Origin of the sequence: Mycobacterium sp. EPa45, from assembly GCF_001021385.1 — a bacterium.
In the GTDB taxonomy this organism is placed as follows: domain Bacteria; phylum Actinomycetota; class Actinomycetes; order Mycobacteriales; family Mycobacteriaceae; genus Mycobacterium.
This window is the reverse complement of sequence record NZ_CP011773.1, coordinates 555156-579974: the sequence shown is the minus strand read 5'-3', so window position 1 is coordinate 579974 and position 24819 is coordinate 555156. Positions and strand designations below refer to the sequence as shown.

The following is a 24819-nucleotide window of genomic DNA, read 5'->3' as shown; positions in this document are numbered from 1 at the left end:
GCTTCGAGGTTACTCGCCGGGCTTGGAGTGCAGGAAGTTCTGATACGAACGCGACGGTGTCGGGCCGCGTTGTCCCTGGTATTTGGACCCGACGCTCGCGCTGCCGTACGGATTTTCGGCGGGGCTGGTCAACCGCAGCAGGCACAACTGGCCAATCTTCATGCCCGGCCACAGCGTGATCGGCAGATTCGCGACGTTGGAGAGCTCCAGGGTGATGTGGCCGGAGAAGCCTGGGTCGATGAAGCCGGCAGTGGAGTGGGTCAGCAGACCCAGGCGGCCGAGCGACGACTTGCCCTCCAGGCGGCCGGCGAGGTCGTCGGGCAGGGTGCAGCACTCCAGGGTCGAGCCGAGGACGAACTCGCCGGGATGTAGGACGAACGGCTCGCCGTCGGCGGGTTCGACCAGGCTGGTGAGCTCGTCCTGCTGCTTGGCGGGGTCGATATGGGTGTAGCGGGTGTTGTTGAAGACCCGGAACAGGCTGTCCAGTCGCACGTCCACGCTCGAGGGCTGAACGAGGGCGTCGTCGAAGGGATCGATGCCCAGCCGGCCGTCGGCGATGGCGGCGCGGATATCACGATCGGAGAGCAGCACGCGAAGAGCGTATAGCCGCGCACCGGCGGTGGTGCGGTTGCTATCCTTCGTCAGCACCAGGCCGATGTAGTTCAATGGCAGAACATCAGCTTCCCAAGCTGAATACGCGGGTTCGATTCCCGTCATCGGCTCCAGCCGAGCAGCGTGAACGATGTCGAACGCAACGCGCCCTGCGGTATCACGCCTGGCTATTTCCCTGGCAAAGCCGGGCGGTCGGACGACCGTAAGTCCCACCTCGCGGTCCCGGTCTCGACTTTAAGCCCCCTGTTGAAGCCCTTCGAGCAGGCGGCGCACCGCTCGGCCGATGTCTTCGCGAGCCTTGATCGGGTCTTCCGCTCCGGCTATTGCGGCCACTCCCTGATTGCTGAGTCCCATGAGGAGTACCGCCAGCGGGGCTACTGGCTGAGGTGCGAGCGCGCCATGCTCGAGGAGGCGGACGAGACCGGCTTCGATGTTGGCGAGGGTGTATCGGGCGTTGCGTTGCTGCCATCTCTGCCAGCCGAGGACTGCCGGGGCGTCTACGACGCGGATGCGCTGCAGGGACTCGTCGATGGCGGTATCGAGCACCGCGTCCCATCCGGCGAGGAACACCGACCATGGATCCTCGTCCCGGTCGGTGGCCGCCTTGGCCGCCGCACGGACCCGTGTGCTCACCGTGCGGTCGGCCCGATCGAACACCTCTTCAAAGAGTGCCGCCTTGTCCGCGAAGTGGTGGTACAGCGAGCCGCGAGTAAGGCCACTGCGACGGACGATCTCCTCTGTGCTCGTCTGGTGGTACCCACGTTCACCGAACAGCTCGGTCGCCACTGCGACCAGCCGTTCACGTGCGTCCTGCTTACCCTTGACAGCTACCATACTAACTGTATGGTATCAGCATACAGTCAGTATGGTATTGCCAGGCTTCGACCCTGACGGTTCCGACTCATGTGGTGGAGAGGTCGACATGGTCGCGTACATTGCTGATTCCGGTCTGGTGTCCACTTGCCTTGGGCCGCTACATGTTGGACAGGCCGGCTCGGGTCCGCCAGCTGTGTTCTGGCACAGCTTGTGGGTCGACTCCCGCAGTTGGGGCCCTCTCGTGGACATGCTCGCCGAGAACCGGCGCGTGCTGACGATTGACGGTCCCGGCTACGGCCGCAGCAGTCCGATCCACCGAGACTTCACCCTCGACGACTGCGCCACCGCCGCCGGGGAGGTGCTGAATCAGCTCGGAGTCGACGAGCCGGTGGATTGGGTCGGCAATGCCTGGGGCGGGCACGTGGGCATCACCACGGCGGTCAGCCAGCCACATCGGTTACGCAGTCTGGTAACCATCGCCGCACCGCTCACTCCTGTCAGCCGTCGCCAACGATGGACCAAGACGTATCCCCTTGCGGCGATCTACCGCCTCGTAGGCCCAAACCGCTTCATCACCAAAGCGTTGTTCGATGCGCTGATGGGTCCGAAAGCGCTTGCAGCACAACCGGAACAGGCCGCTGCCATGATGACCGCGTTCAGAGAAACCGACCGGGAATCGGTACGACGGACCATCCGATTCATGCACAGCTGGCAGGCCCTCACCGACGACGTCCCCAACGTAACGGTGCCCACCCTCCTGATTGCCGGTGACCTTCCCGACCAGCACTGGCGACCAGCCGACGCCCAAACCGCGGCCGCGACGATGCCCCATGCGCGAGCCGTGGCTGTGACCGGGGCGGGACACCTCGGACCGCTCCTGCTCGACGTCGAGCTAATCGCCGAAACCATCCGCGAGTTTTGGAAATCGCTGCGATAGCGGCTTCTAGGCCTTCCACGGTGAGTTCAGCCGGGCTTCGGCCTGGCGTCTCGCGCCTGCGTTAAACACAGCCACAGCCGGATCACAAGGCGCATAATCCGGCGATGACGTCGATTTCACGATTATCCGGAACGGACAAGCTGCTCTGCGGCATCTACCTGGTGCTGGCAGTAGCTGCGCTGGTCTTCGCGTTCGGCAACACGGTCGCCTACGCGCTCAGTGCGGGAAATGGCGGCCTTATCGGCTTCTTCAGTGCCGGTTACGTCAACTATGCGACCTCGTCGCTGACGAACGACTTGCTGATCGTCGCCTTGGCGGCTGCCGTGCTCATGGTCGCCGAGGCCCGGCGGCTCGGAGTTCCCTACGTATGGGCCTACGTCGCGGCCGGAGTCGTGATCGCCATCAGCGTGGCGTTCCCTCTGTTTTTGATCGCGCGACAGCTCAAGCTGGCCGAAGGGAAAAGCGTTGACGTTCAATGAAGCCCGGCCCCCATGGCGAATGCGGATGCAGCCAGCGGGATAGTTCAGACCGCCGCCACCGCGACGCCCGGCGTGCTCGCCCAGTCCAAGACGTAGAGGCGGGTGCCGTCGGCGTTGAGCTTGAGGAACGATGGATTCACAAAGCCGGTGATCGTGTCGATGACCGCGGGAGTGCCCGTCACGTCAACCACCGATACGGTACCGACGGTCGCATTGTTCGTCACATACGCACGGGTTCCCGCGGAGTTGACCGCCACACCGGTGGACCGCTCCCCGGTGAGTACCTGTACGCGCTCCATGGTCTCGGTGCTGAGGACGGTAAGCGTGCCGGCCCCCAGATCGCTGGGATCGCCAGTACTACTGTCGCCGGTCTGCGCGACGAACAGCCGCTTGCCGTCCGCACTCAACGCCAGACCGAACGGCCCGTTGGCAACCGGGACCTTGCGTACCGCCGACGGCCACGCGGTCGTGTCGACCACCGAGATGGAGTTGTCGAAAGGGTGCGCGACATAGATGAAGCGGTCGTCCGGGCTGATGACCATGCTCATCGACCAGCCGTCGAGCTGGTAGCCGCCCAGCATCCGCGGACCAGCCTCGAGGTCGACCACGCAAAGCATGCGAGTGGTCAGGTCGAAGTAGTACAGATACTTGCCATCGCTGGAGACCACCATCGCGGAGACGGCTGGGCGGAAGGTGGATGCCGCCTGAGGCGAGAGCTTGAACTGGGTGACGCGATCCAGCAGCGGCGGAAGTATTTCGGCGGCTTCGAAGTCATCGAACGAGACCATGCCACCAGCGTCGACGAAGCTGTCGCTGACTGTCGCGATGTAGATCCGACCGTCAGGCGTCCCCGATCCCAGAACGTCGGGTGGCACCGGGAACGGACGGTGAAAGTCGACGACTGCTATTGCGCCCGAGAATGTCGCCTGCGGTCCGATCTGCACTACCGCATTGGTGTGCAAGTTAATTCGACGTGTTGTCCCACCCGTGCAGTAAAGGGTGTCGTTGAAGTACTCGAAAGAGAAGGCGCCATTGGGCAGCGGGATGTGATCGATAATTCTGTTCACCGGATCCGGCATCGACCCAGCTTAGAAAATTCGGAGGCTCAGGTCGGTAAATATCAAAATAACAATAGAACCCGATCACCTTTGTGCTGTCGCGCTCCGCGAATTAGCCCAACCCGCTCCGCTCGGCCGTTGAATCTGCGACCGTGTCAATTACTGGGTTCGCGGCAACGGAGGTCGGGGATATGAACACTCGCATTCTGCCGGTGTTGGCAATCGGGTTGATGCTGACCGCATGCGGTGGTGGCGGCGGGGAGGAGAAGGCCGAATCCTCGGACGTATCGGCGGCATCCCAGACGCCAAAAGCCAACGGCCCCACCGACACTCCTGCATCAGATGCCAGCGGCGGCAAGATGGTCGTGACCTACGACGACGCCGCGAGTCCCGACGCGCAGAACGGCAAAAAGCTGTTGCAGGACAACAAGGTCCTCGAGGACCTCGCCGAGGACATCAACCAATCGTTGAAGCTGCCCGTCGACATTCCCCTGCACGGGTCGCAGTGCGATCAGGCGAATGCCTTCTGGAGCCCCGACAAGAAGACCATCACCATCTGCTACGAGGATGCGGACCTCGGCCAGAAGATCTTCACCAAGGCGGGCGACAAAGACCCGGTCGCATCGGCCATCGGTTCCGAGGACGCGACGTTCTATCACGAGGCCGGCCACATGGCGATCACCCTCTACAACCTGCCGATCACCGGTAAGGAGGAGGATGCCGCCGACCAGCTGGCGGCCTACATCCTGCTGACGCCCGGCGACAACGGGAAAGTCGATACGGAGTCATTGAAGGCCATCACGAACTTCGCGCGGGCATTCCAAGCCTCCGCATCCGCGCGGACCGAGCTTGGTGCTGCGGACATGGCCGACGTCCACTCGCTGGACCAACAGCGCGTCTACAACCTGCAGTGCTGGATCTACGGCTCCAACCCGGAGGCCAATGCGGACATGGTTACTGAAGGCGGACTCCCCCAAGAACGCGCACAGGGCTGCGCCGACGAGTGGAAGCAGGTAAGCCACGCCTGGTCGACGCTGCTCGACGACCACTGGAAGTAGCGAGCTCGCATTAAGTAGTCGACTACCTCAATTTCCCTGTTCAGACCGTGTTGCTTGACGGCACCGCCGATCTCGGCGCACTGTGATTCAAGTCATATGACAACGGCTCAGCGGGCAGAGAGGCGGCAAGCAGTGACCACCAAGGACAAGTACACCGAAGTACCCACGCCGTACGCATGGGAGGTTCCCAGCGCCGGCGATGCCCGGTTCACGTGGGAGTACGACGAGGGTCGTTCCCGCCTGCTTTCCCTCTATCAAAAGGGCAAGGACAAGCAGTGGGATGCACAGTCGCGGATCGACTGGTCCCAGGACGTCGACCCGATGAACCCGGTGGGGCTGCCCGATGAGTTCCATCCGCTGTTCGGTAGCCCGATGTGGGAGGCCGCCGACGAGGCCCGTCACGCCGAGATGCGCCAGCACTTCCAAGCCTGGCAGTTCTCGCAGTTTCTGCACGGCGAGCAGGGGGCGATGGTGTGCGCGGCCAAGATCGTCGAAGTCGTCCCCGACCTCGACGCGAAGTTCTATGCGGCCACTCAGACGATGGACGAAGCGCGCCACGTCGAAGCCTTCTCACGTTTTCTCCAGGAGAAGGTCGAGTTGGTCTACCCGATCAACACGAACCTGACCTCGCTGTTGGAGGACACCCTTCGCGACTCCCGCTGGGACATGCCATATCTCGGCATGCAGGTGCTCATCGAGGGACTCGCACTCGCGGCGTTCGGCGTGCTGCGTGACATGGCGGCCCCAGACTCACTGGCCAAACAGGTCCTCGCCTACGTCATGCAAGACGAGGCCCGCCACGTCGCGTTCGGCCGAATCTCGCTGAAGGACTACTACTCCCAGCTGACCGAGGTCGAGCGCGCCGAGCGCGAAGAGTTCGTCGTCGACGCCTGCTACCTGATGCGCGACCGGTTCCGGGGCGAAGAGGTCTTCGAGACCCTCGGCCTCGACGTTCAAGCCTGCGCCGAGTGGGTGGACACCTCGCCGCTGATGATCCAGTTCCGGTCCCACTTGTTCAGCCGCATCGTGCCGATCGTCAAAGACATCGGACTGTGGGGCGACAAGGTGCAGGGGGCCTTCCGCGACATGGGTGTCCAAGACATGGCCGACTTCGACATCGAGTCGATGATGAAGGCTGACGAAGATCAGGCCGAGCAGCTCGACAAGGCGCACGCCGAGATGGCAGCACGGGCCACCGAGGTCGACGAGGTGATCGCCGCCGGCATGAGCTGATGCTTGTGCTCGCTCCGTGGGGCGCAGCTCAACCGAACAAGAGACCGTCGTTGCCCGTCGCGCCGAGCAGCAGTCCTCCCTGGCCGCCGGTCCCGGCCGGGTTGGTTCCGGCGGTGAAGCCATTGCCACCGTTTCCGCCGATACCGATGAGTTTGGCGTTGCCGCCGTTCCCGCCGCCGCCGTCGGTGACCACGCCGAACCCGCCGGACCCGCCCGCGCCACCATTGCCGATCAGCGCGGCGATTCCGCCCACCCCACCGAAGCCACCGTTGCTTGCGGCGCCGCCGTCTCCACCGGGGCCGCCGTTCCCGGTGAAGAATCCGGCTGCTCCCCCCGCACCGCCCTTACCTCCGGTGGCGGCACTCGTGCCGCCCGTTCCACCGGCGCCACCGTCCCCTGCGAAAACGCCGCCGGCACCGCCGGCACCCCCGGTTCCCCCGGTGCCGCTCACCGTCGCGGCGCCCCCCGCGCCACCGACGCCCCCGGCGCCGAACAAATTGCCGGTGGCGCCAGCACCGCCGGTCCCTCCGCCGGTGGTACCGCTACCGCCGACGCCACCTGCCGCACCGGCAGCGAAAAGACCACTGGTTCCGCCCTGACCGCCGCTGCCCCCAACGCCGGCGGTATTGAGGCCGCCGCTTCCGCCGGTTCCGCCGACGCCACCGAACAATCCACCGGCGCCACCGTTTCCGCCGGCCGCGCCGCCTAGGCCACCCGCACCACCGGCCCCGCCTGAACCGCCGAACAAGCCGCCGGCCCCACCATTTCCACCCTTCTGGCCGGTCGCACCGTAACCGCCGGCGCCACCATTGCCGAACAACCATCCGGCATTTTCACCGTCAGCCCCGGTGCCCGGTTTACCGTTGGCGCCGTTGCCAATCAGCGGTCGACCGGTCAACAGCACGCTGGGTGTGTTGATCAGGCTCAGGACGTCCTGCTGGACATTCAGATGCGGGTTGGTGACGGCAGTCTTCACCAACGCCCGAGGCGCTGTCGCCGGACTGCTTCTTCGGCTGAGGGCTACCGGTGCGGCGCCTGCCACCCTGGAATGGCCCACCGACCTGGAATTGGCGTGTGGTGAGCCGGCCGACGCTGCCGACCCGGTGCTCGAACCATCGGCCCAGGCAACGCCCTGCGCCGCGACGGCGCCCACGCCGAGCGCCAACGCCAATCCGCCGAACCGACCCAATGTTGCAGCACTCATTGTCCTGTTCCTCCCGTGGAACGCTGACCTGAGCGAAGGCTAACGCGCTGAGGTGGCTCGTTCTGCTGAATTCGCAAAACGCCGAAGCCGTTTTGGGTCCTGACTGGCCGCGGTGTTCACCGCGGCAGCAGGACTACGAACGACGCCCGCAATTCGGTTGCGGCATAACAGCACTGCCGCCAGCGGCCTACCAGACGCGCACGTAGTCGACGAGCATGTCCGCCGGGTAGGTGCCCGGTCGCGGATCGCCGCCACCCGAACCGCTGACGGCCAGGTTCAACACCGGGAACATCCGGTAGTCGGGAAAGTTGAACGGCCACTCGTCCAGGGAGTTCGCCGGAACCGTGAAGTACGGCTCCGCACCATCGACGTAGTCCTTCCAGAAGTACATTCCGGAGTCGCTCCAGGTGACTCGCCAGGTATGCCAGTTACCGTCTATCGAAGTCGGTTGCGTGGCAAAGGAAGTCCCGTCCAGACGCGCGTGAACGGTTGTCCCCGAGGGCCATTCACCGTTGCCGTACCACTCGGCCAGGTCGACCTCGCCGCCAACTTCCGGATGGTCGTTCATCAGCCACCAGGCCGGCCAGCACCCCGCGGTCAGGCAGTTGAATTTGATCTTGGCTTCCCAGGTGGTTCCGATTCCGCCCCACCAGTTTCCGATGACTTTTCCGCTGACGTACTTGTTGTTGTCGCGCGTCGCGCGGATCACCAGATTGGAGTTCCCGTCCAGGAAAACGTGCTGACGATCGTCGCGGTACTGGCCCATGTTCTCCGGGCGATCCCAGAACACGGGGTTCTTGATGAGCTCGCGCGCCTGCGCCATGTGCCACTTCGAGGGATCGGGAGCCGAGCCGGCCGGTCCGTCGAACTCGTCGTGGAACAGATAGGTCGGGGTGGCGGTGTTTTGCGGCGGTGCTTGCGGGCGGGTCGGTGTGGCTCCCGCCACCGGCATCGGGAGCGCGGCGGCTACCGCGCCGAACCCCGCCATGAGCATCAGGCTTCGACGATCAATATCTGGCACTGCTAAACCATAGAGCGAAATACTGCCCCGGCCTGCAACCGGGGCCATCACTGCTACTGCACCTCGCGTAACTGTCGGTAAACGGCCCATTGACCTGCGCAGACGACTCAGTAAAGGTCAGCCGACACTCTGGTAAGTGCCGTGCCGGCACGGACCACAATGAGCCTCCGCCACGCCGACGACTTACTTGCGCCGCCGCTAATTCACAGTGCTTGACGTCGACAAGACCAACGCCGCGCGGGCGCTCGCGCAAACATGCGGTGACCTCGAATTCTATTTCCGTCAATCGCCGATGACGGGTTCCTGTAACGGCGCTGGACTGCCCGCATGTCGGCCAAGGGCAAGCATTCAGAACCATGCCGTTCACCGTTTGGGGTGGCCCTGACCAGCCCCCTCCTCTACGATGCCCTAGAGCTAACGAAGGGTCAGCAAATGGGGTCACACAAATACGTTGGGTATGTTGGCGGGGTCGCGGTTGCGGTCGGGGTAGGCGCGGCTATTGCCGCGGCAGGCCAGGGCGTAGCAAGCGCTGATTCCGGCAAACCGGATTCGTCGAGCGCCTCGGAATCGGCCAAGCCCGACGCCGGGCCGAAGAAGTCCACGGCCGGCGCCGCCAAGCGCACCAAACCGGCATCGAAGCCCGCCGACAAGGTCAGCAGCGCAGCGGCTTCCGACTCCAAGTCCGTCGCGTCGACCCTCACGAGCACCACCACCACCACCACGACCGCCGCCGATTTCGAGGCGGCGCAAGTCGAGAAGCTGGAGGGCCTGTTCAAGGGCCGCAGCGCACGGAAACCGGCCGCAGCCGCCGACATCACCGGCACCACATCGGCCGCGACGACGCCCACGGCCGGCGTCACCGCGAACGCGACGGTCCCTTACAGCCCCAACCCGTTCCGGTGGTTGCCGCCTGAGCCGCGGCCACAGGACATGCCGGGCGCGATCTGGACTCTCGAAGAGTCGTTCATGAACGTCTTCCCGGACCTCGTCAAACCCGTTGCGCGCGAGGGCTTTGAGCTCGGCTATCGCCTGACTCAGATGATCCCGTGGGTCAACATCATCGTCCCGGTGACGAACATCATCACCGATCTGCCCGACGCGTTCCAGGGCGACAAGGCCGCCGCCCAGCGGGTGGTCAACAATCTCATTGCCACGATCCACCCGGTGGCGGTGCTGTATTACGGCTACAACGAGATCGCCGACGTCCTCAATCTGGAAGAGCCCGCCCTGCAGTTGCAGACCTGGGCCATCGCGACGGCGTGGAACATCCTCGATCCGTTTGCATTGCTGCACAACCGCGGTGAGTCCGGGTTGCCGTTGTCGACGACGACGCCGCCGCCCTACGACGAGGTTCAGGAGCCGGTGGCCGCCCAGCTCGCAGCAGCTGTAACCCCGTCGGCCAATGACGTCACGATCCCCGACCTGAACCTGCCCGACGTGCCGAACCCGTTCCCGGTCGACGACCCGCAGCCCTACGGCATGCCTGCCGCGGTGTACAACACCGAAAAGGGTTTGATGGCAGTGTTTCCCGCCGAGGTCCGGCCGGTCGTGCGTGAGCTTTACGAGGCCAGCTGGCGGATTACCCAGATGGTGCCCGGCCTGAGCGCCGCGGTGCCGATCGCCCAGCTGCTACCGGCGCTTTATCAGGCCGCCATCGGCCACCGGGACGTCGCGCAGGCGGCGATCAACAACGTGCTCCTGGCCACCACCGCGTTGTCGATCCTGTACTACGGCTACGACGAGCTGGCAGACCTGCTCAACGTCGAAGAGGCGGCGCAGGCGCTGAAGGTGCAGATCTATGCCGCGGTCTGGGATGAGGTCGATCCGAACGGCTACCTACACGTGCCCGGCCAGTCGGGGCTGACAACCGTCTGAGCCGGTGCGCTGAGGCCGCTCTGCGACTCGACAGAGCGGCGAGATAACCAGTGGTTGAAAAACCTGGTTTCGACCGGGCGTCTGGCGGGGAAATTAAGCCAGCACAACTCGACCACTGGGAGCAACAATGAACAACGGGGATAACGCTTCGGGCGAGGTTCTCCGCACGCTGGGCCTGATGCTGAATTTGTCGGCAATCGTGGCGTTCGCGCTGTTCCTGAGCACGTTGTCACCCAGTGGCTCGGGCCCTTCAGCACTGGCAGCGGGGATCACCATCGTCGCGTTCCTGGCCAGCCTGCTGTGCTTCGCCATCGACCGGCACCGGACTGAGGAAGAGAACTCCCGGCCCGCTCATGGGCCCGTCACCATCGCTGCTGAGGTCTAGACTCCCGCTGTGCCGACCGTCGCCCAGCACCTCATCGCGGCGCTGACCGCCAGTGGCATCAACCGTGTCTACGGGCTACCCGGCGACAGCCTCAACGGCTTCACCGATTCAATCCGACGCTCCGAGGGGATGACCTGGGAGCACGTCCGACACGAGGAGACGGCCGCCTTCGCCGCGACAGCCGAGGCGGCGCTGACCGGCCGCCTGGCAGTGTGCGCCGGCAGCTGCGGCCCGGGCAACCTGCATCTGATCAACGGCCTCTACGATGCGCAACGCACTCGCGTACCGGTGTTGGCGATCGCCGCGCACATCCCGCTCAACGAAGTGGGCACCGGTTACTTCCAGGAGACGCACCCGCAGGAGTTGTTCCGCGAGTGCAGCGTCTACTGCGAGTTGGTCAGCACCCCGGAGATGGCCCCGCGCTTGATCGAGATCGCCATGCGCACCGCCATCGAGGAAAACGGTGTCGCGGTCCTGGTGATCCCGGGAGAGGTTTTCCTGGCCAAGCTCCCGGACCGCGAATGGAACACCAAACCCGTGCTGCCGACCCGATCAGTGCTGCGGCCCGACGACGAGTCGCTACGCCGCGCCGCGGACATCCTCGACGAAGGAACGCGAGTGACCATCCTCGGCGGCGCGGGAACCGCCGGCGCCCACGGCGAACTGATCCGGCTTGCCGAAACGCTGAATTCGCCCATCGTGCATGCGTTTCGCGGCAAGGAACACATCGAATACGACAACCCATACGACGTCGGGATGACGGGGCTGCTCGGTTTCGCCTCCGGCTATAAGGCCATCAAGGAAGCCGACGTGCTGCTGATGCTGGGCACCGACTTCCCGTACTCGCAGTTCTATCCCGACGACGCCCGCATCATCCAGGTCGACATTCGCGGTAGCCATCTCGGCCGACGCACACCGGTCGACCTCGGCCTGGTCGGCTCGGTGAAGGACACCATTGATGCGCTGCTTCCGATGTTGTCACAGAAGGCCGATCGCACTCACCTGGACCGCTCGCTCAACCACTACCGTCGCACCCGCAAATCTTTGGACTCGCTGGCCGTCAATGACCGTGACCGCACCCCGATCCGTCCGGAATACGTTGCCGGAGTTGTGAATCGGTTCGCCCATGATGACACCGTTTTCACCTTCGACGTCGGTTCACCGACCATTTGGGCCGCGCGGTACCTGACGATGAACGGCAAGCGGCGGCTCACCGGATCCTTCACTCACGGGTCGATGGCGTGCGCGTTGCCGCACGCGATCGGCGCGCAGACCGCTCACCCGGGACGACAGGTGATCGCGCTGGCCGGTGACGGCGGACTGGCCATGCTGTTCGGCGAACTGCTCACCCTGGTGCAGAACAACCTGCCGGTGAAGGTCATCGTCTTCAACAACTCGTCGCTGAATTTCGTCGAGCTCGAGATGAAGGCGGCGGGGGTGGTCAACTTCGGCACCGAACTGAAGAACCCGGACTTCGGCGCCGTCGCGCAGGCGATCGGGTTGTTCGGGCGACGCGTCGAATACCCTGCCGATCTCGAACAGGCCGTCGCCGACGCGCTGGCCCATGACGGCCCGGCATTGGTCGATGTGGTGGTGGCCCGGCAGGAAATGTCCATCCCGCCAGCGATTTCCGCCGAGCAGGCCAAAGGCTTCACTCTCTACGCGATTCGTACCATCCTGGCCGGCCGCGCTGACGAACTGCTGGACCTGGTGAGCACCAACGTCGCTCGGCGCATCCTCGACTGAGTTGCCCACTCGGCCGGCACCCCACCGGGAGCCACATCAATCGCCAGAGCAACCATTCTCAAACCGGGACCCGCGAGGCAGAATCGGAATAACCACCCTTACGCTGGGTTGAGTTTAATGAACCCAGACTCTGCTTCGAATCGAGGTAACCATGGCCACCCACCGCGCCGTTCACGTGAAATCAGCCAATGCCCCGCTGGAGCTGACGGAGGTGGAGACCACCTCGCCGCCGCCGGACCATGTGCGCATCGCGGTCAACGCGTGCGGGGTGTGCGGCACCGACCACGCCTTCGTCACCGGCTCCTTCCCGAATCTGTCGTGGCCGATCACTCCCGGCCACGAGATTGCCGGGACGATTGCCGAATTAGGTTCGGGTGTAGAGGGTTTCGCAGTAGGCGACCGGGTGGCGGTGGGCTGGTTCGGCGGAAACTGCAACAGGTGCCTGCCCTGCCGCAAGAGCCAGTTCATGCAGTGCGTGAACCTCGAGGTGCCGAGCTGGAACTATCCGGGCGGCTACGCCGAGTCGGTCATCGTGCCACGCACGGCGCTCGCACGAATCCCCGAGGGCCTGTCGTTCGCAGAAGCCGCTCCGATGGGTTGTGCAGGGGTGACGACCTATAACGCGCTGCGTACCACGCGCGCAGTGGCCGGGGATCGAGTGGCCGTCCTCGGCATTGGCGGACTCGGACATCTGGGTGTGCAGTGGGCGCGTGCCATGGGGTTCGAGACCATCGCGATCGCGCGCGGCGCAGGCAAGGCCGACGACGCCAAAGAACTCGGCGCCCACCACTACATCGACTCCACGGCGAGCGACGTCGGGGAGGCGCTGCAGGCACTCGGAGGCGCCCAGGTGGTACTGGCCACGGCAGCCAACTCGGCTGCCATGGCGGCCACGGTCCCAGGTCTGGCGCCGCAGGGCGAGCTCGTGATCGTCGGCGCGACCTTCGACCCGTTGCCGATCACGCCCGGCGATCTGATCTTCGGCAACTTCAGCGTGGTCGGGCATCCGTCGGGTACATCCGCCGACGTCGAGGACACTCTGCATTTCGCGCTGCAATCCGGCGTGCGGGCCCGCATCGAAGAGCGTCCGCTGGCCGAGGCCGCCGAGGCCTACGCAGCGATGGACGAGGGCCGTGCGCGCTACCGCATGGTCCTGACGATGTAACTACTCGGGCTGGTCCTCGGCACCGTCTGCATTCTCGGACGCATCCAGGACGCTGACGTCGATGCCGTAAGGCAGGAACCGGACGTTGCGAGTGGGGTCGGTGTTGTGTTTGTTGGCACGCAAGGCGTCGAGCTCGTTTCGGTACACCTGCTCGACGTGCGCCTTGCCATCGGCGTCGGTGATGTAGATCGCCCACACCCCGTCGCCGGCCTCCCCCGCGGTCTCCGGCTGCGACCGGGGCCGTGACTGGCGGGTGAACTCCTCGAACAGGCCGCCGAACGCGGCACCCTGCCCCGAGCTGTTCAGGAATCGCCCGAAAGCGTCGCGAAGGCCCTCGCCGGCCTCCCTGACCACGCGGTCGATGTCGTCGGGATCGAACCCGAACGGTCCGTTGTTCTCCATGGTTGCCAGTGTGCGCGCAGATCGCCGTCCCGTCGACCAGGTGAACTTCGCGGACGGCGAAACCGTGTCCCGACTATGTCTGCGTCCGTGCGAACCCGTCTCCTCAGCAGCACCGCGGCCACCGCAATGGTCGCGATCTCGATCGCCCCGCTGGCGCCGCCGGTCGAAGTCCGTATCGCCAACGTCGCCGTGCCCGACATCGAACTGACCGCCGCCCCGATCGGGGCTATACCCCTGGCGTTCCTGCGCAATCAGTTGACGTTCTGCAGCCTGATCTGCCCGTTCATCGCGCAGGGCGCGGTGACAGTTCCGCTCGGTGTTGCCGAGGCTCCGGCCGTGTTCGTCCAAAGCCTCTTGCAGACCGGTAATTTCGCCGGGGCGCTCGGCGCGGCGGCCGCAGCGGTGACGATGCCGGCCGATACCGCCGTGGAGAAGATCATCGGCAACGACCTCAGTCTTGTTTTACCCAAGGCACAGGACACCCTGGAGGTCGCTGTCGTGCAGACGATGGATGTGCTGTCTGGCCAGACGACGCCCGGTGCGGCGCGCGACAAGATCCTCGAGGCGCTGAACCAACCGCCTGGACAGCCGACGGTTCCGACCGGGGCACATGGTCTTCTGCAGGTGACCATTGTCGAGGGCATCAATGTGGCCTCCGCGGTGGCCTTCCAAGCCGGCGAGACGCTGCTGCTAGGCATCGTTCAGACCGCCAACGCCGCGGCGACGACGCTTGCGAGCACCGGCAACGTGCGCACCGCACTCGCTGCTGGGATCACCCAGGCCCGCTCGGTGCTCAACGTGGTACACGGCCAGGTGTCCACAGCGGTGAATACCGCCGTCACCAATATCAGAGCCGCTGCAGGACAACCGGTCTCAGCGTCCGCGGTAAAGACTCAACGGCAGGTCCGCCATCGTGACGAAGCCCGCAGCAGCGTCGCACACAGCACCAACGGCGTTCACAGCCTGCATCGCAGTCGCCACGCTGGCTGACCGAACATGCTCGTCTAGCGATACGTCGCGGCGAAAGCTGGCCAGCGTCATCAGATGTGCCTGCATCGACGGGGTTCCTTCGATGGTGACGGTCCACCCGTGCTGCGGCGTCGGCCAATGCTTCGGTTGCGGTTCGCCTACCGTCCACAGGGTTTCGACCTCAACGACCGGGATGCCGTCGCGTCGGCCCGTCCACTGCCAGTGCTGACCGGCGACGGTGCCGGCGCGCAGGGTTCGGCCACACACGGCGCGATCAGCGCTGGCGGGAATCACTTCCAGCTCGGTGATGACCTCGTCGACGCTCAGGCCCAGCGCATCGCCGAGAAGCCAAACTTGTTCCTGGAAAAGCTGACTGGTGAACCGCAGACCTTCGGTCTGAGCATCGACCTCGTCGGGCGGGCTGCCGAAGTGCATTTGGTCGAACGTGATTTCGGTGCTGTCGTAGACCGACCAGTCGGCGCGCTCCTGCACCTTGACATGCTCGATCGTCCGCGACATCCCGGTCAGGGCCAACGGCACGACCACACCGAGGTTGCCGGGGTTCAGCCCGGTGCCGTGCAGCGAGCTGTTGCCCTGCGCGCAGGCCCGCTGAAGCCGGTTGCGATCGGCCGCCGCCATCCGCGCGGGGTGGAACGCGAAGGCGGTGGTGACCAGATTGGCGCCGGAGGCCAGGATCGCGACGGCGTCGTCGACCGACGGATGGCGCGGCGCGTACACGACCGCGTCGACGTCAGCGGTGTCGACGTCGAGCGCCGCCGGGACGCCGATCGGATCCCGCCCGGCCAGCACACCGGCGTCGTTCCCGGCCTTCGCCTCTGAATAGACTTTGACGCCAACCAGTTCCAGGTCCGGATGGTCCAGGATGCCGCGGATGGCTTCGACCCCCACCGCTCCGGTGCCCCATTGCACCACGCGGTAGGCCACCCGCTACACCACCGTCAGGGGAAGCGATCGCCGCTCTTCGAACTCGAAGGTGACGCCCTTGCTGAACTTGGTGACCTCAACCTCCGGCGAATCCTTCGTGGCGGTCTCGGTCTTCTCGAACTCGGCGGTCCACTCGGTGTCGGTGCCGGAGATACGGACCGCAATGTATGGATCTACAGCGGTGGCGATGGCCTGCAGCGGCGCCGAGGACGCCGGGGAGCACAACGAGATCCACGACCGGTCGTCGTGCGACGGCGACGGATGCACGTGCAGCCGGCCACCCTCCACCTCGGCAACGACATAGCCGGCCGGGTTGAACAACGGGTGCAGTTCGAGGACCTTGGCCAGGCCGTCAAAGTCGTTGGGCAGCTTGAGGGCTCGCTGAATCCGCTCCGCCGCAACGCCGGCGATGCCGGTGAGTTGTTTGGTGCAGATGTCGGTGGCCAGGTCGATGTTGTCACTGGCGCGGGCGCGCACGGCGATGCCGAACGAGAGGTTCAGCAGGTGCATCTGCAGCACCACCTCGTCGGCGATGCGCACCAGCGCGGAATGCGAAAATGCGCCGAAGTCGACGTCGGATAGCAGCGCTCCCGAATAGTCCGCTTGGCCTTCATCATTCGGATCGATGGGGGCAAGCTCCCAGTTGGCGGCTTTGGTCTTGGCCACGATGTCCAGTGCCGGGATGCCGGATACCTCCGGATACGACTCGTCGATGATGACGGTCCACGCGCAGTGCGGATGGCGGTCGGCGGGGGTGCGCGGCGGCCGGTGGATGGGACGCACCTGCGCTTTGGCGTTGGTGGCGACGGCGGTGGCGTCGAAGGTGGGGTCCTCGATGTCGTGGCACATGCCCTTGACGTATTCGGGGCCCATCGGCTCGACGTCGAGCAGGGCTCCGCAGTGGTCGAGGTGGAATTCGCCGTGCCAGCGGTCGTGAACGGTGTAGCGGAAGTCCATGAACTGCGGCGGGGCACCGATGTCGAGCTGGAGCCCCTTGAAGATGGTGAAGATGTCGGTGCCCTCGTACTTCAGGGCCTTCTGCATGCGCCTGGTGTAGATCGGGCTGGCGCCGGCCCACTCCTCGATGGCGATCTGCAGCATCTCGGGCCGGCCGAACGACTGAATGCACCAGGCCATCCCGGAACGGTCGATCAGCTGGCCGATCAACAGAAGCTCGGGCACCAGGGTGGCAAGTTCGGCCCGGGACAACTGGGCATAACGGCTGAGGGGCTGGCTCATACGCGAAACATAGTTGGCTCAATGTTATAAAGTCAACAATGTGAAATCGCTGGGCACTCCTCCCACGCGGCAGACCCATGCGCCGCGCAAGCGCGGAAACGACACCCGCGCGCTGATCATCGACGAGACCGTCCGCTGCGTGGTTGAAGAGGGATTTCAGGCTGCGACGGCCAAGCATGTCGCGGAGCGCGCAGGGGTCACCTGGGGCGTGATCCAGTACCACTTCGGCGACCGCAACGGTCTGCTCATGGCAGTGGTCGACGAAGGCGTGGCCGGGTTACTGAAGAGCCTCGGTGAGGCCGACGTCGCGGACCTCGGCTTGCGGGAGCGGATCGAGGTCGTCGTCGAGACGGCGTTCCGCTGCTACAGCAGCCCGACGTCGTTGGCGGCGTTCGAGATTCTGCGGGCCACCCGCGGCACCCATGGCGATGCCGCCAAACGACACCTGATGGAGATCAACACCGCGATCAATCAACTGGGGCGACTGATCTCCGATGATCCGGGAGTGGCCGAAGTGATCTGGTCGTCGCTGCGCGGCATGGTGCTGGTCGAGATGATCGTCGACTCGCACCTGGAGTGGGAGCGGGAACGTCGGCTCCTGGTCGACATGGTCACGCGGTATCTGCAGGGCTGAACAGCGAACTCCGTCACACCTGGGCGACCATCGTGCGCGGCGCCACACCGTCCCACGCCCACTGTTGCCAATCTCATATGGTCAAAGTTGATTTACGTGAAATTAACAAGGACCATCAAAGCGTTCCCCAAATGTAGGCGATCCCTGCATAGCGAACGTCAGTAGCAAACACCCCCGCAGACCCGGGGGTCATCGAGGAGTTGAAAAAGTATGTCCATCGCCCAGTTTCGCGACGATATGAAGCGGTCCATGCGGCGACGCCGTCTGTATGCCCGGATCAACGCGTTGCCCCAGTCGACGGTTCGCGAGGAGCTCGTGGCCATCGCTCAGCGCTACGAGGCCGGGCTCGACTAACTTCCCTGCAGGCGCCCAGCGACACTGACCACGCGACGGGCAAGATGGTCGAGTGCGGCCTCTGTTGCCTCGTTGATCTCGTTCTTGTTCTCCGGACCGGTGATGTGACTGACTCCGTAGGGGTTGCCGTCGCCGAACTTCACCGGATCGGTGTAACCCGGCGGCACGAGGATGCCACCGAAGTGCATCAGCGTGATGTACAGGGCGAGCAGGGTGGTCTCTTGCCCACCGTGGGCGGTTTGTGAGGACGTGAACGCCGCGTAGACCTTGTCAGCGAGCTTGCCCTGCGCCCACAAACCGCCCAACGAGTCGATGAACGTGCGGAATTGCGCTGCGGGAGAACCGAATCGGGTGGGAGTCCCGAAAATGACTGCGTCGGCCCAGACGATATCGTCGCCGGACGCAGCAGGTTTGTCCTTCGTCGTTTCGTAGTTGGCCGTCCACGCCGGGTTCTGAGCGAAGGATGCCGGGTCGCGGGTCTCGGCGATGTGCCGAAGACGCACCTCGGCACCCGCTGATTCAGCGGCCGCAACGACTCTGCTGGCCATCGCGGTGCCGTGGCCGGTGGCCGAGTAGTAGATGACCGCGAGCTTTGTCATGTCGTCTCTTCTTTCTCGTCGGGGAACAGTTTTCGCACGACGGCACCCGCGACGATGCCGACGACGATCAACGCGATGCCCACGCCCGCCGAGAACGAATCGCTGACCCAGCCGGCGATGCCGATGCCGATCACGAAACCGGGTAGCCAGTCGAGAAGTTTCCCGAATGATGGTGGTGTGTCTTCGGATTCGCCGGTGGATGCCAGGAATTTGGCGCGTGCGTAGTCGGGGTAGAACTCGGTGATCGCAACGGCGATCAGAGTCACGGCGAGCTGAACAATCCACCCGGTCCAGAAGTTGTCGCCGTCGTGCAGCACCGCGTCGCCGAGAGTCCCGACGGCCGTGTTGATCAGGAAGGCCCCCGCCCACACGGCGCTCAGGACGTAGTTGACCCGAATGAACAGCGGGCTGTCCCAGTGTGCGGGGTCAACGGTGTCGCGGGCGTAGGCGATGGTGAAGGGCCGGCGGATTGCGAGCGTGGTTAGCGCGTAGGCGGCCAGAAGGCCGTTGGTGATTTCGCCGGCCCACAGCTCGAGCCAGGTGACGAGTGTCGGGGAGCCGAAGATGCCGAGTGCGACGAACGCAGCGAAGACCACCGCGCCGAAGACTTCGAGCGAATGCACCTTGATGCCACGTCGGCTGCCCGCCCACATGACGATGAGGGTGAGCGCGAACGCAGCGGCTGCGGCCTGCCCGAAGCGGCCCGGCCCCGACATGATGGCCATGACGATCCACGGCGCGATGCCGGAGAACGGCGAGCGCAGGAAGCCGTCGATGAACTTGGTCCGCGGGACGGTGGCGTCGGGCTTATCCGATTCAGCCATGGGGACATTGTCACCGGGACAACTGCCCCCGTCGACAGATTCGGTGTGCTGCAATGACCGGCATGGCTGATGCGGAAGCAATCGAGGCGATCAAGCAGGTCAAGTACCGCTATCTGCGGGCACTGGACACCAAGCATTGGGACGATTTCGCCGACACTCTGACCGAGGACATCGTCGGTGACTACGGCTCCTCCCTGGGCGAGGAACACCGGTTCACCAACCGCAAGGATCTGGTCGAGTTCATGCGTAAGTCGATGCCGGCCGGGGTGCTCACCGAGCACCGGGTCACGCATCCGGAGATCAGCGTGGACGGTGACGAGGCCGAAGCAATCTGGTACCTGCAGGATCGGGTGATCGTTCCGGAATTCAATTTCGTATTGGAAGGCGCGGCGTTCTACCGCGACCGCTACCGCAAAACCCCTGACGGCTGGAAGATTTCCAAGACCGGATACGACCGCACTTACGAAATCACCATGTCGACCGAGGCATTGAACTTCAAGGCGACCCCGGGCGAAGCGATCAACAAAAATCCCTAGCTCTCTTCCGCGGCCCGACCGCCGAGCGTGTGGCTTGTCGGTGAGGATCAACGACGATTCCACCGACAACCCGCACGCTCGACGAGCGCTACTTGGCGACGGCGATCAGCGCGCCGGGCTGCAGCCAGCGCATGATCTTGACGAGGGTGTCGTCGTCGAGCGAAACGCATCCCGCGGTGGGGCCGCCGTCGGTGGTGTGGACGAAGAAGGCGCCGCCGTTGCCGGGGACGCGAGCTTTGTTGACGCCCATCACGATTGCGTGGGCGTACTGCGGAATGTAGAGGTTCTCGGTACCGCTGGCCGGGTTGGTGTCGAACGGGCAGTCGGCCTTCTTGCAGACCTGCATGGTGTTGTAGGTCGGGCTCTTCATATCGCCGTCCCACCAATGGTCGCGGGTGACCTGGACGTACTCGAGGCCACCGCCGGGGTTGGGCTGAGTGCCGAAGGCGAAGTCGAGGGTGAAGATGCCCATGGGAGTTTTCGATTCGCCGTCATGGGACTGCGGAACCATTCCGTTGGCGCCGACGTGGGTGGGGACGCCAACCAGGACGGGCTGCCAGCCGTTGGCACCGCGCTGCCAAACGTCCATCTTGGCGGTGGATCCGCCGGTGCTGACGACGGAGAGCACCTGGCTGGCATTGCCGACGTTGGCTTGGAACCACGGGGTTTCGGCATGGCTGGGCGGGGCCGAGGACAGCGCCAGCAGTGCCGCGCTGAAGGCAGCACAGATCGAGACGACGACTTGGCGCATCGGTTCATGGTCCCTGTGAAGTTCCTGATGGGTCAAGTCAAGGTTCGGTGACGGTTGCGTCTGGGCCAGCTAACGATGTGAGGACCCCTCGGATCATCTGGCATCGCTTCCAGAAGCACCTGAACTGCGTGTACTGGCTGGTGGGAGCGGGTATTGCCATTGCTGGTGAATAGCGGACCGGCAAACGCAGGGGATACGATTCCGACATGTCACAAGCGCCGTACGGACCCGGGCCAGCAGGACCAGCAGGGTGGCAGGGGACTCCGTCTTCGGGTGGCCCGTCGCGGTTGCCGACGATTATTGCCATCGTCATTGCGGTGATCGCGGTCGCGGTTGCCATTGGTGCATGGTTCCGGCCTATCCCCAAGCCTGAGGCGCCTGCCGCCAAGACGTATAGCGATCAGGAGATTGCTGACGCGAAGAAGGCTGTGTGTGACGCCTATGGCAAGGCCGACCGCGCTATCAACGCGACGGGGAGGAAGAACGGGGGCGAGGATCCGACAGCGATCGTTGCGGTCGCTGTGAACGTGCGTTTGGCCTTAAGCGAAAGCAGCAGCTTTCTCTTGCGAACTCTCGAAGAGTATCCAGCTACTCCTAGTGATCTACAGGAGCACGTGCGCGCGGCTGCTGGCGCATTCCAGAACGTAGCGATCGACCAACTCGGCGAGGCACCACAATCGGAACTTGATCCCTTCTTTAAGCAAGCCGACTCTGCTGACGCCGCGATAAAACAGGCGTGCAAATGAGTGATCTACCTCCGGGAGAATGGTCTTCACTGCTTGTAGGGCACCAGTGGCCTGGAGTCACGTCGCTGACAACTCTAACAACAGCCGCGGCCAATCGGGGGGCAATTAGTACCTCATTCGACAGCTATGCAGACCTATTGCAATCAATTCAGAACGGTCCACTGGGCGAGCAAGAGGGAATGACCGCCGATGATGCGCGCGGTGCCTTCAAGACGGGCGAAACCAGCGCTCGCGCAGTCTCCGAAAAAAATGCCATAAATCAGCAGGCATACGAGCAAACGCATCGCTCAGCACAGAACCTCCGCACTCAGCTAAGTGAAATTGCTGCACGCGGCAACGCGGCCATTGATGAGATTCAACAGTCGAAAGCACCCGCGCCCATCAAGTTAAGCCAAATAGTTAATGCGGTAATGGACGCGCAGTCACAAGCCAACGCTAGCGCAGCAAGTCATTGCGACACTGTCTTTGGCGCGGTTCAGAAGGTCCTCGACGGTCAAGGATCGGACTTATCAGCAAGGCAATTCGCCAAGCACAATGGCGTCGACCTGGACCAAGCGTTTCGCTCTCCAAACGAGGCGTCGGTCCGCGGCCAGGTTAGCGCTCTGCTTGATAAGACGGGACAGGGTTCGACGAACCCCATGAGCGGTGCAGGTGCAACCAATGGCACCGGCATGTCCACGTTGCTCAACACTGGAAATACTTCAACGGCCGACCTCCCTGCACCGGGCGGCCGAACACCAACCCCTGCGGCCGGTACTCCTTCTCCAGCTATGGCAACTGGTAGCTCAACGTTGGTGCAGGGAGGGTCGGGCGGTACGACCACCGGCCACGGATTGGAATCGGCTTCTAGCGGGGGTAACACACCGCCGACTGTCCTAGGTGGCCCTCCCCGAACGAGTGCGGGCACGGCGCAGCCTGCATTGACATCCTCAGCTTCAGGTGGCGCAACAAGCGGTCTGACTGGCAGCGTCAGTGGGGGCCCGCCCGCCGTCAATTCGCCCCAAAACCTTTCAGCCCTCTCCCCCTCCGCCCCCACGAACGCCCTCACCCCCGAAGGCTTCGCGCAGAACTTCAACGCAGGCTCCCAAGCCGGCAACCCGGTGTCGGCCGGCACCGAAGCGCTGTCCAACACTGCATCTCACGCAATGCAGCCGCAGGCCCCGATCCATCCGGAGAGCATGGCCGCACCGCCGATGGCGCCGACAGCGCCGACCGCAGCGCCGCTCTTCGAAAGCGCCCACGCCGCACCGACTTACGACGCCGCCCAGGCACCTGCCGCGCCGCCAGCCGAGGCGCCGCAGGCCTACGTCGCCGCCCCTGCCGCCCAAGCGCCTGTCATGCCGTCGACTGCTGCTCCCGTCGCTCCTCAAGGTCCGCTGCCCGCCTACGGCGCCGACCTTCGCCCGCCGACAGCCACCGCGCCCGCTGCCCCAGCCATGCCGACCGCCGCAGCACCGGGTAGCGCCCCAGTGCACCCGTCGGCAGGCACCCAGCTCAACCAGCCCGCCGTGGTCCGCCAAGCTCCACAAGGTGCCACAACTGCAGCCCCGGCACCCGCGGGTCTCACCGAAAACGCCGTCGCCGCAACCACAACCGGTGCGTTGGCCGGTGCCAGCGCCGTCCAGACCCAAGCCCAGCAGCGCCTCAACCGACTCCTCGACGCCGTCGCCCGTCAAGAACCCAAGCTGCGCTGGGCCATCGGTGATCGCGACGACAGCAACACCGTCCTGGCCACCGACCTTGCCAGCGGGTGGATCCCGCCGCACGTCGAAATCCCCACCGGCATCAAGCTTTTGAAACCCGGCAACCGCAGCAAGACACTCGACGCCCTCCTCGGCGAGACCACCGTCACCGCCGCCTACTCCCCCGGCCAATACCTGACACCAGCCGAGGACGCCGAACCCACCCAGATGTCCATCCGCGCCCGCGACACCGAAGAGGTCGAAGACCTCGGCTGGGAACTCTCCCAAGCCACCAAGTGGCGCGACGGCCTACCGCGACTGGCCCACACCCTGGCCAAAGCCGCATCGACCGGCACCGGCTACCTCGACTCCGAAGTTGAGCTCCTCCGCGAGCACCTCGCGGCGGTTTCCCGGCAAGTTCTGGGTGACTACCCCGAGCATGTCGACCCCGCTAATGTCGGCAACTGGCAGCTCTTGGCGACCATCGATGCACTGATCAAGGGCGAAAGGACCGCTGCCAACTACCACTTCGCGTGGTTCCAGGCCCTGAACCTGGCGCTGAAGGGAGAAGTGCACCGATGAGTGGCGGCGGACAGCTGAACTCGAATCAGGGTGGCTGGGTCGCGGCCAACGCTGGGAACATGCCCCCACCACCCATCACCTCCGACCCCCTCGTCGCCGGTGCGACCCCGATCGAGCAACTGCTCCGCGTTCTCGGCCTCGCCGCCAACCTCGGTGACCCGAAGGACAACAGCGAGAGCATCGAGGAACACGCCAAGCGCGACTCCAAGACCGCGGACGCGGCAGCGAAGTTCCCCGCCCAGGACGAGCAGGCCAGCGCCGAGATGAAGGGCGTCGCCGGCCAAGGCCAAGCCGATCAGATGGCCCAGCAACTCCCGCAGATGGCCTCCCAGCTTGCCGGTGCGCTGGCCGGAGCGATGGGCGGCGCTCTGCAGCCCCTGGCCCAGATTCCCCAGCAGGTCGCGCAAGGCGCCCAACAGATGATGCAGGCCGGCATGGGCATGATGCAGCAAGCGGGAGGACAAGCCGCCGAGCTCGACAAAGCCAGCCTCACCGATCCGGCACTCGGTGACTTCGGCGAGACGCCAGGCGAAATGGGTTCTGGCGGTGGCGGATCCGGTGGGGGCGGAGGTGGCATCGGCGGGACCTCGCCGACCGCAATGCTCGGCCCGCCGCCGGTCCCGGCCGCCGGTACGTCGCCGTCCGCAGCCAATACCCAGGTGCCGGCACCGCGAATGGCCACGCCCACTTCGGCGCCCGCCGGCGGAATGGGCGGCATGCCGATGATTCCGCCCGGCGCGATGCACGGCGCCGGTGGCGCAGAGAAGGACGCCAAGGCCGACACCAAGCGGGTGTCCGTCCCGACCGTGAAGAACGGCGCACCGGTTCAGGGCCGCATCACCACCCCGCCGCCCGCCAACCCTCAAGTCACCAAGAAGGTCGACGGCAAACCCGTCGCCACGAGGCGCATCATCCTGCCCGACAGCAAGCCCACAGACGAGGCATCCGGCGAGCCGAAGTCCTGACC

General features: G+C 64.7%; 26 protein-coding genes and 1 tRNA gene. 16 read left to right on the top strand and 11 right to left on the bottom strand.

Translation table 11 applies throughout. The features are described from left to right. Positions 1-9: 9 nt before the first annotated feature. Complete coding sequence (gene dcd, locus AB431_RS02615; protein WP_047333009.1) at positions 10-591, bottom strand: dCTP deaminase; 582 nt, start codon at positions 589-591, stop codon at positions 10-12. Positions 592-651: 60 nt separating this feature from the next. On the opposite strand from dcd, the gene AB431_RS02610 reads away from it, so the two are divergent. Further along, positions 652-725: transfer RNA gene (locus AB431_RS02610), tRNA-Gly, on the top strand. Between the two features lie 121 nt (positions 726-846). On the opposite strand, the gene AB431_RS02605 is transcribed toward AB431_RS02610, so the two are convergent. Then, on the bottom strand, positions 847-1446 hold the full coding sequence (locus AB431_RS02605; protein WP_047328630.1) for a TetR/AcrR family transcriptional regulator: 600 nt from the start codon (positions 1444-1446) through the stop codon (positions 847-849). A gap of 88 nt (positions 1447-1534) precedes the next feature. Between AB431_RS02605 and AB431_RS02600 the strand changes: the two genes are divergently transcribed. Both AB431_RS02600 and AB431_RS02595 read left to right on the top strand, forming a co-directional pair. Beyond that, positions 1535-2365, top strand: coding sequence for an alpha/beta fold hydrolase (locus AB431_RS02600; RefSeq protein ID WP_047328629.1), 831 nt, complete (start codon positions 1535-1537; stop codon positions 2363-2365). Between the two features lie 104 nt (positions 2366-2469). After that, positions 2470-2844 carry a DUF2834 domain-containing protein gene (locus AB431_RS02595; protein WP_047328628.1) on the top strand — a complete coding sequence of 125 codons (375 nt, stop codon included), beginning with the start codon at positions 2470-2472 and terminating at the stop codon, positions 2842-2844. A 44-nt stretch (positions 2845-2888) separates the two neighbouring features. Here the strand turns inward: AB431_RS02595 and AB431_RS02590 are convergent, their stop codons facing one another. Continuing rightward, a complete protein-coding gene (locus AB431_RS02590; protein WP_144418174.1) occupies positions 2889-3923 on the bottom strand; it encodes a YncE family protein in 1035 nt (344 codons plus the stop codon). 170 nt (positions 3924-4093) lie between these two features. Here AB431_RS02590 and AB431_RS02585 point away from each other — a divergent pair, with 170 nt between their 5' ends. Together AB431_RS02585 and AB431_RS02580 are read left to right on the top strand one after the other, a co-directional pair. Next, positions 4094-4960, top strand: coding sequence for a DUF4344 domain-containing metallopeptidase (locus AB431_RS02585; protein WP_082135527.1), 867 nt, complete (start codon positions 4094-4096; stop codon positions 4958-4960). A 132-nt stretch (positions 4961-5092) separates the two neighbouring features. Further along, a complete protein-coding gene (locus AB431_RS02580; RefSeq protein ID WP_047328626.1) occupies positions 5093-6193 on the top strand; it encodes a ferritin-like domain-containing protein in 1101 nt (366 codons plus the stop codon). Between the two features lie 28 nt (positions 6194-6221). Here AB431_RS02580 and AB431_RS30720 read toward each other — a convergent pair whose 3' ends face one another. Together AB431_RS30720 and AB431_RS02570 are read right to left on the bottom strand one after the other, a co-directional pair. After that, on the bottom strand, positions 6222-7169 hold the full coding sequence (locus tag AB431_RS30720; protein ID WP_052960162.1) for a hypothetical protein: 948 nt from the start codon (positions 7167-7169) through the stop codon (positions 6222-6224). Positions 7170-7584: 415 nt separating this feature from the next. Further along, a complete protein-coding gene (locus tag AB431_RS02570; protein WP_047333006.1) occupies positions 7585-8409 on the bottom strand; it encodes a family 16 glycosylhydrolase in 825 nt (274 codons plus the stop codon). Positions 8410-8850: 441 nt separating this feature from the next. Here AB431_RS02570 and AB431_RS29355 point away from each other — a divergent pair, with 441 nt between their 5' ends. The 4 genes from AB431_RS29355 to AB431_RS02550 all read left to right on the top strand — a co-directional run bounded on the left by AB431_RS29355 (position 8851) and on the right by AB431_RS02550 (position 13589). Next, complete coding sequence (locus AB431_RS29355; protein WP_052960160.1) at positions 8851-10293, top strand: hypothetical protein; 1443 nt, start codon at positions 8851-8853, stop codon at positions 10291-10293. A 127-nt stretch (positions 10294-10420) separates the two neighbouring features. Next, positions 10421-10678, top strand: coding sequence for a hypothetical protein (locus AB431_RS02560; protein ID WP_047328625.1), 258 nt, complete (start codon positions 10421-10423; stop codon positions 10676-10678). Positions 10679-10687: 9 nt separating this feature from the next. Then, on the top strand, positions 10688-12424 hold the full coding sequence (gene poxB, locus AB431_RS02555) for a ubiquinone-dependent pyruvate dehydrogenase (RefSeq protein WP_047328624.1): 1737 nt from the start codon (positions 10688-10690) through the stop codon (positions 12422-12424). Between the two features lie 151 nt (positions 12425-12575). Further along, positions 12576-13589, top strand: a complete 1014-nt coding sequence (locus tag AB431_RS02550) for an alcohol dehydrogenase catalytic domain-containing protein (protein ID WP_047328623.1) — start codon at positions 12576-12578, stop codon at positions 13587-13589. Here the strand turns inward: AB431_RS02550 and AB431_RS02545 are convergent, their stop codons facing one another. Next, positions 13590-13991 carry a hypothetical protein gene (locus tag AB431_RS02545; protein WP_047328622.1) on the bottom strand — a complete coding sequence of 134 codons (402 nt, stop codon included), beginning with the start codon at positions 13989-13991 and terminating at the stop codon, positions 13590-13592. It abuts the gene before it with no gap. Positions 13992-14078: 87 nt separating this feature from the next. On the opposite strand from AB431_RS02545, the gene AB431_RS30300 reads away from it, so the two are divergent. Next, positions 14079-14981, top strand: coding sequence for a hypothetical protein (locus AB431_RS30300; protein WP_144418173.1), 903 nt, complete (start codon positions 14079-14081; stop codon positions 14979-14981). Here the strand turns inward: AB431_RS30300 and AB431_RS02535 are convergent. Together AB431_RS02535 and AB431_RS02530 are read right to left on the bottom strand one after the other, a co-directional pair. After that, entirely contained in the window at positions 14865-15905 is a 1041-nt protein-coding gene (locus AB431_RS02535) for a dihydrodipicolinate reductase (RefSeq protein WP_047328621.1), read from the bottom strand. The genes AB431_RS30300 and AB431_RS02535 overlap by 117 nt on opposite strands. Positions 15906-15908: 3 nt before the next feature. Then, positions 15909-17144 (bottom strand): hypothetical protein, encoded by a 1236-nt coding sequence (locus tag AB431_RS02530; RefSeq protein WP_047328620.1) that lies wholly within the window; start codon positions 17142-17144, stop codon positions 15909-15911. A 40-nt stretch (positions 17145-17184) separates the two neighbouring features. Here AB431_RS02530 and AB431_RS02525 point away from each other — a divergent pair, with 40 nt between their 5' ends. Both AB431_RS02525 and AB431_RS30960 read left to right on the top strand, forming a co-directional pair. Beyond that, a complete protein-coding gene (locus AB431_RS02525) occupies positions 17185-17778 on the top strand; it encodes a TetR/AcrR family transcriptional regulator (protein WP_047328619.1) in 594 nt (197 codons plus the stop codon). A gap of 210 nt (positions 17779-17988) precedes the next feature. Further along, positions 17989-18132 (top strand): hypothetical protein, encoded by a 144-nt coding sequence (locus AB431_RS30960; RefSeq protein WP_200902688.1) that lies wholly within the window; start codon positions 17989-17991, stop codon positions 18130-18132. Here AB431_RS30960 and wrbA read toward each other — a convergent pair. Both wrbA and AB431_RS02515 read right to left on the bottom strand, forming a co-directional pair. Next, positions 18129-18731 (bottom strand): NAD(P)H:quinone oxidoreductase, encoded by a 603-nt coding sequence (wrbA, locus tag AB431_RS02520; RefSeq protein ID WP_047328618.1) that lies wholly within the window; start codon positions 18729-18731, stop codon positions 18129-18131. The genes AB431_RS30960 and wrbA overlap by 4 nt on opposite strands. Continuing rightward, positions 18728-19555 carry a hypothetical protein gene (locus AB431_RS02515; RefSeq protein WP_144418172.1) on the bottom strand — a complete coding sequence of 276 codons (828 nt, stop codon included), beginning with the start codon at positions 19553-19555 and terminating at the stop codon, positions 18728-18730. Before AB431_RS02515 ends, wrbA begins: the two co-directional genes overlap by 4 nt. Positions 19556-19608: 53 nt before the next feature. On the opposite strand from AB431_RS02515, the gene AB431_RS02510 reads away from it, so the two are divergent. Further along, positions 19609-20091 (top strand): nuclear transport factor 2 family protein, encoded by a 483-nt coding sequence (locus AB431_RS02510; protein WP_047328617.1) that lies wholly within the window; start codon positions 19609-19611, stop codon positions 20089-20091. Between the two features lie 88 nt (positions 20092-20179). Here AB431_RS02510 and AB431_RS02505 read toward each other — a convergent pair whose 3' ends face one another. Further along, positions 20180-20842, bottom strand: coding sequence for a L,D-transpeptidase (locus tag AB431_RS02505; RefSeq protein WP_047328616.1), 663 nt, complete (start codon positions 20840-20842; stop codon positions 20180-20182). Between the two features lie 287 nt (positions 20843-21129). Between AB431_RS02505 and AB431_RS02500 the strand changes: the two genes are divergently transcribed. From AB431_RS02500 to AB431_RS02490, 3 genes are all read left to right on the top strand, one after another. After that, positions 21130-21588 (top strand): hypothetical protein, encoded by a 459-nt coding sequence (locus AB431_RS02500; RefSeq protein ID WP_052960159.1) that lies wholly within the window; start codon positions 21130-21132, stop codon positions 21586-21588. Positions 21589-22733: 1145 nt separating this feature from the next. Next, entirely contained in the window at positions 22734-23852 is a 1119-nt protein-coding gene (locus AB431_RS02495) for a DUF5631 domain-containing protein (protein ID WP_144418171.1), read from the top strand. Then, positions 23849-24817, top strand: coding sequence for a hypothetical protein (locus AB431_RS02490; RefSeq protein ID WP_047328614.1), 969 nt, complete (start codon positions 23849-23851; stop codon positions 24815-24817). The genes AB431_RS02495 and AB431_RS02490 overlap by 4 nt, the downstream gene beginning before the upstream one ends. The last annotated feature ends 2 nt before the right edge of the window (positions 24818-24819 follow it).